The 15,505-nt window shown below is 40.3% G+C and carries 10 protein-coding genes, 1 tRNA gene, 3 rRNA genes and 1 other annotated feature (1 of these 15 running past the window's edge); of the genes, 2 read left to right on the top strand and 12 right to left on the bottom strand.

Annotated features, from left to right (window positions below; all coding sequences use genetic code 11):
* Positions 1-35, bottom strand: a binding site (T-box leader); it reaches 165 nt to the left of the window's first position.
* A 102-nt stretch (positions 36-137) separates the two neighbouring features.
* Genes KJS44_RS06455 through mnmA form a run of 5 tightly spaced genes read right to left on the bottom strand, consistent with a single transcriptional unit; the run spans position 138 to position 5,525 of the window.
* A complete protein-coding gene (locus KJS44_RS06455) occupies positions 138-1,229 on the bottom strand; it encodes an AI-2E family transporter (RefSeq protein ID WP_008688736.1) in 1,092 nt (363 codons plus the stop codon).
* 24 nt (positions 1,230-1,253) lie between these two features.
* Positions 1,254-1,430, bottom strand: a complete 177-nt coding sequence (locus tag KJS44_RS06450) for a hypothetical protein (RefSeq protein WP_008688737.1) — start codon at positions 1,428-1,430, stop codon at positions 1,254-1,256.
* Between the two features lie 47 nt (positions 1,431-1,477).
* Positions 1,478-3,649: an SF1B family DNA helicase RecD2 gene (recD2, locus tag KJS44_RS06445; RefSeq protein ID WP_008688739.1), complete on the bottom strand. Its 2,172-nt coding sequence runs from the start codon at positions 3,647-3,649 to the stop codon at positions 1,478-1,480.
* A gap of 15 nt (positions 3,650-3,664) precedes the next feature.
* Positions 3,665-4,375, bottom strand: coding sequence for a CPBP family intramembrane glutamic endopeptidase (locus KJS44_RS06440; protein ID WP_008688742.1), 711 nt, complete (start codon positions 4,373-4,375; stop codon positions 3,665-3,667).
* On the bottom strand, positions 4,362-5,525 hold the full coding sequence (gene mnmA, locus KJS44_RS06435) for a tRNA 2-thiouridine(34) synthase MnmA (RefSeq protein WP_008688744.1): 1,164 nt from the start codon (positions 5,523-5,525) through the stop codon (positions 4,362-4,364). The genes KJS44_RS06440 and mnmA overlap by 14 nt, the downstream gene beginning before the upstream one ends.
* Before the next feature lie 259 nt (positions 5,526-5,784).
* Between mnmA and KJS44_RS06430 the strand changes: the two genes are divergently transcribed.
* Complete coding sequence (locus KJS44_RS06430; protein WP_008688746.1) at positions 5,785-6,237, top strand: DUF1307 domain-containing protein; 453 nt, start codon at positions 5,785-5,787, stop codon at positions 6,235-6,237.
* Positions 6,238-6,487: 250 nt separating this feature from the next.
* Here the strand turns inward: KJS44_RS06430 and rrf are convergent.
* From rrf to KJS44_RS06410, 4 genes are all read right to left on the bottom strand, one after another.
* Positions 6,488-6,601 (bottom strand): 5S ribosomal RNA (rrf, locus tag KJS44_RS06425).
* Positions 6,602-6,650: 49 nt separating this feature from the next.
* Positions 6,651-9,548: ribosomal RNA gene (locus KJS44_RS06420) — 23S ribosomal RNA — on the bottom strand.
* A gap of 215 nt (positions 9,549-9,763) precedes the next feature.
* Positions 9,764-11,301: ribosomal RNA gene (locus KJS44_RS06415) — 16S ribosomal RNA — on the bottom strand.
* The 16S, 23S and 5S rRNA genes sit together here, the layout of an rRNA operon.
* A gap of 704 nt (positions 11,302-12,005) precedes the next feature.
* Positions 12,006-13,430 carry an MATE family efflux transporter gene (locus tag KJS44_RS06410; RefSeq protein ID WP_008688747.1) on the bottom strand — a complete coding sequence of 475 codons (1,425 nt, stop codon included), beginning with the start codon at positions 13,428-13,430 and terminating at the stop codon, positions 12,006-12,008.
* A gap of 427 nt (positions 13,431-13,857) precedes the next feature.
* Between KJS44_RS06410 and KJS44_RS06405 the strand changes: the two genes are divergently transcribed.
* Positions 13,858-13,944 (top strand) — tRNA-Leu (locus KJS44_RS06405).
* Between the two features lie 128 nt (positions 13,945-14,072).
* Here KJS44_RS06405 and KJS44_RS06400 read toward each other — a convergent pair.
* The 3 genes from KJS44_RS06400 to KJS44_RS06390 form a co-directional block, all read right to left on the bottom strand.
* On the bottom strand, positions 14,073-14,765 hold the full coding sequence (locus KJS44_RS06400) for a biosynthetic peptidoglycan transglycosylase (RefSeq protein WP_008688749.1): 693 nt from the start codon (positions 14,763-14,765) through the stop codon (positions 14,073-14,075).
* A gap of 99 nt (positions 14,766-14,864) precedes the next feature.
* Entirely contained in the window at positions 14,865-15,080 is a 216-nt protein-coding gene (locus KJS44_RS06395) for a YneF family protein (RefSeq protein WP_008688752.1), read from the bottom strand.
* Positions 15,081-15,158: 78 nt separating this feature from the next.
* Positions 15,159-15,491 (bottom strand): hypothetical protein, encoded by a 333-nt coding sequence (locus KJS44_RS06390; RefSeq protein ID WP_017144640.1) that lies wholly within the window; start codon positions 15,489-15,491, stop codon positions 15,159-15,161.
* Positions 15,492-15,505 lie beyond the last annotated feature (14 nt).

The raw sequence follows: 15,505 nt of genomic DNA, 5'->3' as shown, positions 1-15,505 counted from the left end.
AGCAGGGATGTACTCCTCTTCTTCTACGCTTTTTTATTCCTTCGCTATTATAACAAATTCTTATTTTACACGCAAGCCATTCTCACACGATTATCATTCATCATGAATTTCGTCACTGCATACTACCATCGCAAATATCATGGTATTGTCTCCTCTGCCATCACTTCATCAAAATCTCGCCAGATGTCTTCCCATTCTCCTACCTTATCACTTGTTTTCGAATGCAGATAGCTGCGGAAAACGATTTGGGCTACAGCCGCAAAAATAGGGGATAATATCACACCTATGACACCAAAAAAAGCATCCGATATAAAAATAAAGACAAACGTTAACAGCGGTCGTACGTTCATAGTGCGATTAAAGATCAAAGGCTGGATAATATTAGATTCTATCTGTTGAATACTCCAGACGATGAAAAACATCATCCATGGGTAATGGTCATAATGTAAAGCTGCTACGGCTGCTATTAAGATAAGCCCTAAAGTAGCTCCAACATAAGGAAATAAATTTAACAATGCCAAAATCATAGCATAGAGTAAAGCATTTGGAAAACGATAAAGACTTAAGACAATCCCGACACTGACAATAATGAATAAAAGATCTAGCATGGTGCCTGCCAAATATTGATAAATGATATTGCTCAGCGTATGATAAAAAGTCGCAACCCGTGTTACATTTGGTACTATTTTCTTTGCTGTACGTTTCCAAAAATCCATATCGATGGAAATAAAGAACGCAATAATATACGCAATACCATAGTCCGTTAAAGTGTCAATGACACTTTTTGCTGAATCTATTGCTATTATATACCCTTCCTGCATATAATTTTGCTTTAGCGTTTTCAAATTGTCATACGCAATATGATGTTGTTTTAAAAAGCCTTCCAACTGTTGCAGCCATCGTGGGACAAGTTGTGCCAACTCGAGCGCCTGTTGATACAACAAAGGTAATAAAACAGCTAAAAATGCACCTAGAATCGCCAACAAGCCAATATAAACTAACATTACACTGACCTTTAAAGAAAATTTTTGTTGTACTCGATCAATGATTGGCTGAAGGAAAAAAGCTAATAATACACCACTTAGAATAGGTAAAAAAGCACGATAAATAGCAGCTAACCATGCATCTAATGCCAATTGTTTAATAATTAATAGCAAAAGAAAGATACATGCTAAGCAAGGAAGAAGCTGTTTCGCATGAAACAATATTCGTTCATATCGTTGTTTCATAAAAGAAAAACCCCATTCGTGGGGTTAATCCAAATCCATACAATCACAAATTTGATCCATCGCCTTATGGTAATTCTTTTTCATTTTCTTCTCAGCTTTTTTTGACTGATGACAAAGATCCTCAATTTCCTCATCTTTCATATAGCCAAGATATAAACCCATTAAAAATCCCATAACGGCAGCACCTAAACATTTGTTCATGCGTATCACTCCTTCTTACACATCTAGTATGGTAAGCTTTGATGAAGTTATGCATGAAACAATTTGCGAATTCGCATTTCTAAGGTGCTATTACGCTGATGACGTTCTTTGCGTGTTACCGCTTTATGTAACATATCACGCTCTCCCAATAAAACAAGACTTTTCTTCGCCCTAGTAACTGCGGTATATAATAAGCGCTTGCTCATCATATAGGCATATTCTGAAACAATTGGCAAGATAACAATGGGATATTCACTGCCTTGTGCTTTATGAATGGAAATACAAAATGCATGGGTAATATTATATAGCTGTTCATTGCTATATTCCACCATGATACCATCAAAATCAACAAGTAATTGATGCTTCTGTCCTACACTTTCAGAAGCATAAGCGATATCTACAATTTCTCCAATATCACCATTATACACCTCATCTTCGGGCTGATTTTTCAGTTGCAAGACCTTATCACCCACACGAAAGATGCGATAGCCAACTTTTAGTTCTCGTTTATGAGCTGTTGAAGGATTCATCATTTTTTGTAAAGCATTATTCAAAGCATCAATTCCGGCTACCCCTCCATACTTTGGAGCTAACACCTGAATATCCTTTGATTCATAGCCTTTTTCTAAAGCATTGGCAACAATACGAACAACCAAGTCACGCACTTCATAATTCTGCGCATCAAAAAAGGCAATGTCTTTAGCATAATCTAATACTGTAATCTGTTCTTCTCGTATTTCATGAGCAAGCGCAATCACATCACTTCCCTCACTTTGACGAAATATTTTATGCAAGCGAGTGACGGCAAATTGTTCACAAGCAATCAGATCTTTTAATACGCTACCACATCCAACACTTGGCAATTGATCCTCATCTCCGATGATCAAGATTTTCTTTACTAGTTTTGAAGCTTTTAAAAGATTATAAAACAACCATTGATCCACCATGCTGAACTCATCAATGATCAGCAAATCACATTGCAATGGTTCTTTTTCATTCACCAAGAAGGTATTCGATTCTAAATCCCAACGCAATAAACTATGAATCGTAGTAGCATTACAACCACAAAGCTCACTCAAACGTTTAGCAGCTCTTCCTGTTGGTGCACATACAGCAATTACATCATTTGGATAATGCTGTTTATAAAGCGTTAAAACACCTTGGACAATCGTTGTTTTACCAGTACCAGGTCCTCCTGTCAAAATTGAAAAGGAATGCGCAAAAAACGTAAGAATGGATTCTTTCTGTCTCTCCTCATATTGTATGTGTAATGTTTGTTCCAACTCTTCCATGTCTTGCATGAGTTCTTCTTTTAAAGTTGGTTCTTGTTCTTCAAAAGGAAACATTGCCAAAAAAGCAGCAATACCTGTTTCACTATCATACTGTGTATGGTGATAGATTCGCTCCTCTTCTCTATGTATGAGAAATTCTTTTGCCAATTCATCTAAGTAAGAAGACAAATCTACATCTTTAAACTCTTTTTCAACACGCTTTGTCAAATCCTCAGTAGTCACAAAAGTATCGCCACTCGCCATGCACATCTCCAATATCATAGACAATATAGCAGCTTTGATACGGTAGGGATGATTTAATCCAAAAGATAGCTCCTGTGCTAATTTATCAGCAGTCTTAAAACCTATACCATCAATTTCTTCAATCAAGCGATAAGGGTTTTCTTTAATAAGGGCAACCGCCTCTTGCCCATACTTTGCCTCAAATTTCATGATATTGCGGACACTGATACCAAAACGAGTAAAGAAAAAAGTCGTATCATCAACATCATCATGTTCATGAATTCCATCTAAAATAACTTGGCGTTTTTTAGGCGTAAAGGATGGTATCTGTAATAAGACTTGCTCATCCTCTTTGATTCGTTCAATGACATTTGGCCCTAAAGTCTCTACTAAGAGCTTAGCGCTCTGTTTTCCAATGCCCGGGAATAAAGAACTTGCAAAAAAACGAATTAAACTCTCATCATCCTGTGGCATGACTTTTTCATATGCTTTTACCTGAAACTGCATACCATAACGAGGATGATCTACATAACTGCCATGTAGACGGTAAATAACTTCTTCCTGTAATTCTCGAAAGAAACCTGTAGCGATAAAATCTTCTTCATTCGCATCATAGGTTATAAATTTACCAACAGCATATCCATTTGCCTCATTATAAAATATCGTATGCAGCAGTTTTGCCTCTAAAATCAGTTCTTCTTCCATTATGGCCTCCTTACATTATAATGTTAAAAACAAAGAAAGGATAGCAAGAATATTGTTGCACATATGTACCCCTGTACTAACGATAATGGAATTGCTTTTTTCATACCCATAAGCTAAAACAAGACCAATACCAGTATATAGAAACAGATATGTCACATCCGTGAAATTCCCTTCGATAAGAGAATCCATGATATGGATAAAGCCAAAGAGAAAGGAGCTGATCAACATTGCCCAACTGAAAGATACACGTGAGCGTAAACATGTAAAAACACCACCACGAAAAATGGTTTCTTCAACGATCGGCGCAAAGATCACACTAGAAAAAATCGTAAAAGCCGGAGCAACAATAGCGTTCTCGGCAATAACTTTTTGATTTTCACTATCCCCTGTCTGAGTGATGATACTTACCAAGATATTTAATATATAATTTGCCATAACCGTAAGAAATACAAGTGCAAAAATCATAGGTAAATATTTTTTCCAATTCGCTTTGAATTGTAAAATGGAATCCAGCCAAATCGGCTTTGCGACCCAAATAACAAAAACCATAATCATGACATAAGACACAACGGAAATAGGAATGTTAAAGGTTGTTGCTTGCGGATCCACCATTAAGGTTAAAACCGTTAATATCCGTGGTAACAAATACGTATAACCAACAAAATAGAAAAGTAATAAAAGGATACAGCGCGTAGAGGAAAGATGTTTCATATTAGTTTTTTCCATGGGCTACATGCTCCTCTATTTTTTTCTGCATACTGATACCATCACAGAAAACCTCTTCAATGACACCACCGCCTAAGCATTCTTGACCATCATAAAAGACAGCTTCTTGTCCACAGGTAACACTAGCCACACCTTGTGGATAGCATACAAGAACGGTTGTTTCATCAATAAACTGTAAAGATATCTCATGATCTTGTTGACGATAGCGGAATTTTGCAGTACATGCATATTCGTTTTCTGGTTTATGCGGGCGCAGCCAATTCACGCCAGATACAATGCAACTAGTAGAATATAACCAGTCTTTTTCATTTCCATTGGTCACATACAGAATGTTTTTATGTACATCCTTACCTACTACAAACCATGGGCCTTTATTACCACCAATACCTAATCCTTTTCGCTGCCCTATCGTATAATATAAAACCCCGATATGACGACCAATTACTTCTAATGAATGAATATCAACGATATCACCATCTTGACTTGGTAAATAATTTTGTAAAAACTCTTTAAAATTACGTTCTCCAATAAAACAAATACCCGTAGAATCTTTCTTAGTAGCTACACTTTCTAATTCAAGTTTCTGTGCAATTACACGAACTTCTGCTTTATTCAAATTACCGATTGGGAATAATGCGTGTGCTAATGCATCTTGAGAAACCTGGCAAAGAAAATATGTCTGATCTTTATTTGAATCAGCGCCACGTAACATACGGCTATATAAAGGTGTGTGTTCCACCTGTGCATAATGTCCCGTTGCTAAAATATCAAACCCCAGTTTTCTGGCATATTTCATGAATGCATCAAACTTGATATATTTATTGCATAAAATATCTGGATTGGGTGTTCTCCCTTTTTGATATTCATCCAAGAAATACGTAAATACATTATCCCAATATTCCTTTACAAAATCCACCCGCAATAAAGGAAGTCCTAGCTTATCTGCGACAGCTTTTGCATCAAGGTAATCCTGCTCCTGCGGGCATACATCATCTTGAATCGTAGGATTTCCCATAATATCATTATTGGCAAATGAATCCCAATTGCGCATGAATGCACAGGTTACATCATAACCCTGCTCTTTTAAAATATAAGCGGCAACGGCAGAATCCACGCCGCCTGATAAACCTAATAATACCTTTTGTGCCATTTTCATCACCATTTCTTTTATCTTTATATATTAAGGATTTCAATGAAAGTTATACCACATTAAACGCGAAAAAGCCAGTCATCCTTGTAAGATATAAATTTTCTGACAAACTATCATAAAATTTGGTTATTTTTTACGAGTTTTCCAGATAAACATTAAAATAGATTGTACAGTATGTGAAATTATGTTAAAATACTAACACATAAAAATCTTATGATAGAATATTTATGTTACTATGAAGACGAGGAGAAAAAAACGTATGAAAAAATTATTAGCTTGCTTATGTGTTGTCACTTTATTAGCCGGATGTGGCGGAAGTGGTAACAAATCAGAATCAAAAACTTGCAGTATTACACAAAATGGTATGACGTTAGCTGCAACATTCAACGCAAAAGATGATGAAATCAAAACTGCTGACATGAATGTAACGGTACCTGCTTCTGCTTTAGGTGGTGTTGATCTTAGTACACTGTCTGATGATCAGAAAAAAATGATGCAGACACAGTTAGAATCATCTTTGGGAATTAAAGAAGATGATGGTATGAAAGTATCTTTCGACTTTAAGGATAAAGATATTGTTGTAAAAATCAATATGGATTTCACAAAGACAGACAGCAGTTCACTGAAGAAATTTGGCTTTGGTAGTGATACGGACATGTCTTTGAAAAACACTGTAAAACAAGCAGAAAAACAGGGAGCTACTTGTAAATAATCCATTCACTATAAGATAGTCTCAAAAAGATTCCTCATGGGGAATCTTTTTTCTATTTGTTAAATAACTATTTACCAATGATCATTGAATAATCTTCTAACTCTCATTTGAAAACTTAAATCAATACCGTTCAAATTTTTTATATTGCAAACTCATAATAATATGAGAAGGGGTTCCTCACATAAGGAATGTGTTTAGGTTTCTTTCTCTATATAGAAAAAAACCTGTCCTTCTCAGAACAGGTCTTCCTACCTGGCAACGTGCTATCTTTACTGGAGCTCGTCCAGCTATTGTCGCCGCTGAAGTGCTTAACTTCTGTGTTCGGGATGAGTACAGGTGTGTCCACTTCGCTTTCATCACCAGATCGCTTGAGGTCTCTCCCTCAAAACTGAATAACAGTCCAAACATTTCTTGTGATTAAGTCCTCGACCTATTAGTATCAGTCAACTTCACATATCGCTATGCTTCCATCCCTGACCTATCTACCTCGTCGTCTTCAAGGGGTCTTACTTCTTGCGAATGGGAGATCTCATCTTGGAGTAGGCTTCGCGCTTAGATGCTTTCAGCGCTTATCCCTTCCCTACTTAGCTACCCGGCTATGCTCCTGGCGGAACAACCGGTGCACCAGCGGTAGGTCCATCCCGGTCCTCTCGTACTAAGGACAGCTCTCCTCAAATCTCCTTCGCCCACAACAGATAGGGACCGAACTGTCTCACGACGTTCTGAACCCAGCTCGCGTACCGCTTTAATGGGCGGACAGCCCAACCCTTGGAACCGAATTCAGCTCCAGGATGCGATGAGCCGACATCGAGGTGCCAAACCTCGCCGTCGATGTGAACTCTTGGGCGAGATCAGCCTGTTATCCCCAGGGTAGCTTTTATCCGTTGAGCGACGGCCCTTCCATTCGGCACCGCCGGATCACTAATCCCGACTTTCGTCCCTGCTCGACCTGTTTGTCTCGCAGTCAAGCACGCTTCTGCATTTGCACTCGTCGATTGATTTCCATCCAATCTGAGCGTACCTTTGGGCGCCTCCGTTACTCTTTGGGAGGCGACCGCCCCAGTCAAACTGCCCACCTGACACGGTCCCTCATCCCGCTTAGGGATGCAGGTTAGAATTCCAATCAGACAAGAGTGGTATCCCAACAGCGACTCCTCATACACTGGCGTGCATGTCTCTTTGTCTCCCACCTATCCTGTACATCTCTGATCGAAACTCAATATCAGGCTGCAGTAAAGCTCCATGGGGTCTTTCCGTCTAGTTGCGGGTAACCTGCATTTTCACAGGTACTAAGATTTCACCGAGTCTGCTGCCGAGACAGCGCCCAAATCGTTACGCCTTTCGTGCGGGTCAGAACTTACCTGACAAGGAATTTCGCTACCTTAGGACCGTTATAGTTACGGCCGCCGTTCACTGGGGCTTCAATTCATTGCTTCGTATCGCTACTGACAAATCCTCTTAACCTTCCAGCACCGGGCAGGCGTCACCCCCTATACTTCGTCTTGCGACTTTGCAGAGAGCTGTGTTTTAGTTAAACAGTCGCTTGGGCCTCTTCACTGCGGCTTACTTTCATAAGCACTCCTTCTCGCTAACTTACGGAGTCATTTTGCCGAGTTCCTTGGCAACAGTTCTCTCGCTCACCTCAGGATCCTCTCCTTGCCCACCTGTGTCGGTTTTGGTACGGGCCGCTATGGAATATACTAGAAACTTTTCCTGGAAGCTGGCTACATATGCTTCGGTACTTGCCCTTGGGCGTTCCCTTACCTTTCACGCTTTACATCCTGATGACGCATTTCACTGCCATCCTGCTATACGCTTCGCCCACAATCCATTTAGTGGGTCATACTTACCTTCTCCGTCATTCCTTCATTTCCATCGCGGGTACAGGAATATCTGCCTGTTTTCCATCCACTACGCCTTTCGGCCTCGCGTTAGGTCCCGACTTACCCAGGGCGGACGAACCTTCCCCTGGAATCCTTGGGCTATCGGTGTGTAGGATTCTCACCTACATCTCGCTACTCACACCGGCATTCTCACTTCTATGCGCTCCACCACTCCTCACGATATGGCTTCTACGCTGCATAGAACGCTCCCCTACCACTTGTATTCCTACAAATCCGCAGCTTCGGTAGCATGCTTAGCCCCGGTACATTTTCGGCGCAGGGTCACTCGACTAGTGAGCTGTTACGCACTCTTTGAAGGGTGGCTGCTTCTGAGCCAACCTCCTAGTTGTCTGTGCATCCCCACATCCTTTTCCACTCAGCATGCATTTTGGGACCTTAACTGGCGGTCTGGGCTGTTTCCCTTTTGACCATGGACCTTATCACCCACGGTCTGACTGCCGGGCATATCTTATGGCATTCGGAGTTTGATTATACTCAGTACCCCGGGATGGGGCCATCGTACATTCAGTGCTCTACCTCCACATGACTAAGCCTCGACGCTAGCCCTAAAGCTATTTCGGGGAGAACCAGCTATATCCGTGTTCGATTGGAATTTCTCCCCTAGCCACAACTCATCCGCCAACTTTTCAACGGGGGTCGGTTCGGTCCTCCATTCAGTTTCACCTGAACTTCAACCTGGTCATGGCTAGATCACACGGTTTCGGGTCTATGTCATCGTACTCTCGCCCTATTAAGACTCGCTTTCGCTTCGGCTCCGCATCTCCTGCTTAACCTCGCACGATAACATAACTCGCCGGTTCATTCTACAAAAGGCACGCCATCACCCTTTAACGGGCTCTGACTTCTTGTAGGCATACGGTTTCAGGTTCTCTTTCACTCCGCTCCCGCGGTTCTTTTCACCTTTCCCTCACGGTACTGGTTCGCTATCGGTCACTTGTTTATATTTAGCCTTGACGGATGGTCCCGCCTGCTTCCGACAAGATTTCTCGTGTCTCGCCGTACTCAGGATCCCACTAGGCTTCACATCGTTTTCGGATACGGGACTTGCACCCCCTACGGTCGGCCTTTCAATGCCGTTCTCCTAACAATCCTCTTGCCATATCGTGGTCCTACAACCCCATCTCTAGAGATGGTTTGGGCTCCTTCCCTTTCGCTCGCCGCTACTCAGGAAATCACTTTTGTTTTCTTTTCCTCCGGGTACTTAGATGTTTCAGTTCTCCGGGTACCTCTCTCATGGACTATGGATTCATCCATGGATGCCATCCTATTACAGATGACGGGTTTCCCCATTCGGATATCGACGGATCTTTGTGTACGTACCACTCCCCGTCGCGTTTCGCCGTTTGTTGCGTCCTTCTTCAGTTTCAAGTGCCTAGGCATCCACCGTACGCCCTTACTTACTTAATCACTTCTTCGTGTTTTTGCTTTCGGTTTGCTTGAGTATTACTGTTTGTTTAACTTTATACTCGTGAATATCTATTTTGTTTACAACTTTTACGTTATAGACCTTCTGTTATGTCTTTTCTGTTATTCAGTTTTCAAAGATCGACTTCTCTTGGAAGATTCTTTCGGTCTTCCAAAACCGAACAGGAAATATCTGCTTCTTTGTACTTTCTCCTTAGAAAGGAGGTGATCCATCCCCACGTTCCCGTAGGGATACCTTGTTACGACTTAACCCCAGTCATCGGTCCTACCTTCGACGGCTCACTCCTTGCGGTTATGCCACCGGCTTCGGGTATTACCAACTCCCATGGTTTGACGGGCGGTGTGTACAAGGCCCGAGAACGTATTCACCGCAGCATGCTGATCTGCGATTACTAGCGATTCCGACTTCATGAAGTCGAGTTGCAGACTTCAATCCGAACTGAGACGCCCTTTATGAGATTCGCTCCACCTCGCGGTGTCGCTGCTCTTTGTAGGCGCCATTGTAGTACGTGTGTAGCCCAGGCCATAAGGGGCATGATGATTTGACGTCATCCCCACCTTCCTCCGGTTTGTCACCGGCAGTCTCTCCTGAGTCCCCAACCTAATGCTGGTAACAGAAGACAAGGGTTGCGCTCGTTGCGGGACTTAACCCAACATCTCACGACACGAGCTGACGACAACCATGCACCACCTGTGTGATATATAGCTATCTTTCTATCTCTAGAACATTTATATCCATGTCAAGGCCTGGTAAGGTTCTTCGCGTTGCTTCGAATTAAACCACATACTCCACCGCTTGTGCGGGCCCCCGTCAATTCCTTTGAGTTTCACACTTGCGTGCATACTCCCCAGGCGGAGAACTTATTGCGTTAACTGCAGCACTGAATCTCTCCAACACTTAGTTCTCATCGTTTACGGCGTGGACTACTAGGGTATCTAATCCTATTTGCTCCCCACGCTTTCGTGCATCAGTGTCAGTTACAGACCAGGCGACCGCCTTCGCCACTGGTGTTCCTCCATATATCTACGCATTTTACCGCTACACATGGAATTCCATCGCCCTCTTCTGCACTCTAGCTCGACAGTTTCCAAAGCATACAACAGTTGAGCTGTTGCCTTTTACTTCAGACTTATCGTGCCACCTACGCACCCTTTACGCCCAATGATTCCGGATAACGCTTGCCACCTACGTATTACCGCGGCTGCTGGCACGTAGTTAGCCGTGGCTTTCTGGTAAGCTACCGTCACCCACATAGCATTTCCTCTATATGGCATTCTTCACTTACAACAGTGCTTTACGATCCGAAGACCTTCTTCACACACGCGGCATTGCTCGTTCAGGGTTCCCCCCATTGACGAAAATTCCCTACTGCTGCCTCCCGTAGGAGTTTGGGCCGTGTCTCAGTCCCAATGTGGCCGTTCACCCTCTCAGGTCGGCTACGCATCATCGCCTTGGTGGGCCGTTACCTCACCAACCAGCTAATGCGCCGCAGGTCCATCCATGTTCACACCCGAAGGTGCTTTAATATGAGGAAGATGCCTCCCTCATACCTATCCGGTTTTAGCTACCGTTTCCAGCAGTTATCCCGGGCACATGGGCAGGTTACCTACGTGTTACTCACCCGTTCGCCACTAAGTCTCTTTGGAAGCAAGCTTCCTAAAGACTTCGTTCGACTTGCATGTATTAGGCATGCCGCCAGCGTTCATCCTGAGCCAGGATCAAACTCTCCATTTGATTTAGCTCAAAACGTTTACTAACGTTTTTCTTTATTTGTTTATCCGAGAATTACTTCTCTTTTTTCATTGAAATTGACGTTTCCTGTTCAGTTTTCAAAGACCGATAGCATCCACTGTTTGGTGGACGTCACTCTCGTTGAGTGCCTGTTTATAATACATCAATTTATCTTTCATGTCAACGCTTATTTTTTATTTTTTTCACTTTTTTTAAAACCTTTACTTCAGCCCATTATCCCTTACCTTTCATTTTCATCCCTTTTATCTTCATGCATCTTCATTTTCGCTTTACTATATCGTTCAAGACATATAAAAAAAGCGTATGCTAAGCACAGTCAACACACGACAATTTTTGTCACGCGAACAACCTATCCTATATATTCATTCGTGTTGCCTTTTAATCCTCTTTCATAATACACATCTTCTTGACACATATCCAACTAAGGTTTTTGATAAAATAACAAATAAATGATATAACGTCAATTCATCATATAAAGAAAAACATATTCAATTATATAAAATAATGGTAATCTTATCCGATATATGTTCATCCTCGCATTGCCACACGTGATCATGAATCATTCGATTCTTATATTATTCTTTCATAACCGAACATTATTCTTTTCATAACTGATATCTTTTAAGGATCACATATTGCAGCTCAATACCCATTATTACGCACAGTTACTTACCATCGCATATTTTCTATTCCATTGACTCATGATATTCATTAAGTGCATCACACTCTTCATAGCTATGTGTTTCTTTAGCTTCCATATCTTGTAATAAATTTCTAAAATATCGAACAAATAATATGACGGTCGTCATTACTGCCAATGTATCTGCAATCGGTTCTGCCAAAAACACCGCAAACACCTTATCCGTGAAAAACATTGGCAGAAGATAAATCAAAGGAATTAACACCAATATTTTACGAAACAGGGCAAGAAACGCTGAAGTTTTTGCATTGCCTAAAGCAATAAAGGTTTGTTGACAAGCAATTTGAGCACCCATCAAGATACTACCAGCCATATAAATACGAATTGCCCAAATGGTAATATCAGATAAAGCAACATCACTTGTGAAAACAGCAGTAGGAAGTTGTGGCACCGCCATACAAATCAACCACATGATTGCAGCATAACTCAAACAACTGATCATCAAAATTCGAAAAGCCTGTTTTACGCGCTTCGCCTGATTAGCGCCATAATTATAACTGATAATCGGCTGTGCACCTTGCGTGAATCCGCTTAATGGCAACATCGCAAACTGCATCAAACTTGATAGAATCGTCATTGCCCCTACTGCCAGATCACCTCCATAACGCAAAAGAGATGAATTAAAACACAACACCAATAAACTTTCGGTAGCCTGCATAATGAATGGAGCTGTACCCAAAGCAATACAAGGAAGTAAAATTTTAGTTTGAATGCTCATATTAGCTTTATGTAAATGCAATCTTGTTTTCGATCCATTTAGAAAACACAAGACCCAAACACAAGAAATTCCTTGTGATAACACAGTTGCTAATGCCGCACCCTGAACACCTAGCTTCAACACAAATATCAATAAAGGATCGAGCACAATATTAATGATTGCACCAATAACAACAGTTAACATACTGATTTTGGAAAAACCTTGCGCTGAAATAAAGGCATTCATCCCTAAAGTCATCTGTACAAACAAAGTTCCAAGCGCATAAATAAACATATATTGCTGTGCATATGGCAATGTATTTTCACTAGCGCCAAATGCCAACAACAACGGTTTTTGAAACACTATAACAACGATTGTTAAAATGATGGAACATAGCAATAAAGATGTAAAGCAATTGCCCAAAATCTTTTCAGCGCTTTTATCATCCCCTCGCCCCATAAAAATAGATGCTCTTGGTGCTCCTCCGGTACCTACCAGCTGTGCAAAGGCAGATATGATCATAATGATTGGAAAGCATACGCCGACACCTGTCAAAGCCGTTGCACCAACATCAGCAATATGACCAATATACATACGATCTACCATATTATATAAAGCATTGACCAATTGTGAAAGAATCGCCGGAATCGCCAGCATAAAAAACAATTTTTTTACTGCTTCTTTTCCTAAATCCACTTCTTGTGCTGCCTTCATAGTTCTCTCTCCTTTTACCATTTTGAGCTATTAAAATAAACGTTACTTATTATATCGCACATCTATATTTTGTCAAACGCAAAACAGCAATCTATGCAGGTGGAAAGCTTTCGATATTTTGCCCTATTGATATAGTAAATATAGATGGGACAACCTCTTAGTCCTACGACTTAAGTGCTTAGTTTATATTCGCCATAACTAAATATACTCAGAATTGATTTAGAAATCATTATCTAGTGAAATGCCAGAAGCATTGCACTGTATCAGAAGTGAACCATTTCCATTAATAGCTGCACAAAAAAACTAAGTCTGCAAAAGATAATGTTTGCTTACAAACAGCTATATTTCACAGTTATGAAATTTCTATAAAAAAATTACAAAAAAAGATTGCAATTCACAATAAAGTACGCTATAATAATCGAGCAATGCCCGAGTGGTGAAACTGGTAGACGCAACGGACTCAAAATCCGTCGGTAGCGATACCGTGCCGGTTCGAGTCCGGCCTCGGGCACCATATAGATAAAAGTAAACTGTCCCATGGAAATCGGGCAGTTTTTTTGTTAAAAAATCCATAAAAAAAGAGGGTTAAAATAGATTGTTATAAAGTGTTAAGTTTCCTCTATTTTATATCCTCTTCTCACTTTATTGCAAAAGTTGCTGCATCTCATGTGAAGTCAAAACATCTGTATCTACCATAGCTTCCAATACCTGTTTTTGCCGCAGCCTTGCTTCCTTATAATGATTGCTTAATTGATAATTACTCGGTGATTGTGGTAACCCAGCTAATAACGTTGCCTCATCGATGGTCAACTCGCTTGGTTCTTTATGAAAGTAGCCATGTGCAGCCTCATAGATTCCAATATGATTATCACCATAATTAATTACGTTGACATAAAGTTCTAATATTTCTTTTTTTCTTAGTTTTTTTTCAAGATCATATGCAACGAAAATCTCACTTACCTTACGTAAATAACTTGGCTGATAGTCAAAATAAAGATTTTTAGCAAGTTGTTGCGTTATCGTGCTTCCACCTCCGACAATACCATGAGCAAACACATTTGTAACCGCCGCCCGTAACATGGAGCGATATTCCACGCCATGATGTTCATAGAACCGTCTATCTTCAATTGCCACAGTAGCTGTAAATAAATTTTCGTTTATCTTATCAAACGTCACATAATGTGGACGTTTTCTTATTTCAGCCACCTTATCTGCAATACTCACATCATCAATTGCCTTCACATAATTTACATAACCGATACCGATAAACAAGATACTAATGATTAAGAGCAGCAGTAGGAAGATACTGATTAGTTTTTTTATTATTCTTTTCATCTTATCACCACTTTACATACATGATTATAGCATAGCTTTGTCCATAAACTGGCAATCTTACAAATTCGTTAGTCCAAAAGAAAACACGGTTGCCCGTGTTTATCTGTTCGCATTTACTGATTTCATTATCTGTTTGATCTGTGCTTCTGATGGTTTTCTGCCCATCTGTAAGAACATTGCACGAATCATCTTTTCATTGATTGGGGGATTCTCCTTCAGTTCTTTCTCAAACTTCTTCTTTGTAAAATAGAATCCTAAAAAAGCACCGATAAGCAATCCTGCCAGTGTAAATAAAATCGAACTAACGAAATCCATATGTAATCCTCCTTACATTAAGGTTATTTTACTATTTTTATAATGATTTTACAATAGTTTTCGCTAAGAAATCCATCTTTAAACTTCTTGAGGAAGTAATACGTGATATGGATACTTACGAACTAATAAATTTAAAAAGGGATTATCTGCATTATCCAGTGATATAGAATATGTATGAAGTTGTATCTCATAACAACAATCTTGCAACTCATCTTTTAATCGCATGAATTCATGATTCCATTGTACCATCTGATCAAAATAAGAAATTGCACTTGTATATAGCATCTCAGCATCTATCTTATGTAAAATTGCATCACATTGTTCATTAGACAATACTGTGATATCCTGACATACGTTAGGATGTTTCTTTAACATCACATAAAAATTTTGTTTAACTGCATAAAATTCCATCATCATCACCAGAA

The organism is Longicatena caecimuris, from assembly GCF_018406465.1.
In the GTDB taxonomy this organism is placed as follows: domain Bacteria; phylum Bacillota_I; class Bacilli_A; order Erysipelotrichales; family Erysipelotrichaceae; genus Longicatena; species Longicatena caecimuris.
The sequence above is the reverse complement of the archived record's forward strand: the minus strand, read 5'-3'. Positions and strand labels throughout refer to the sequence as shown.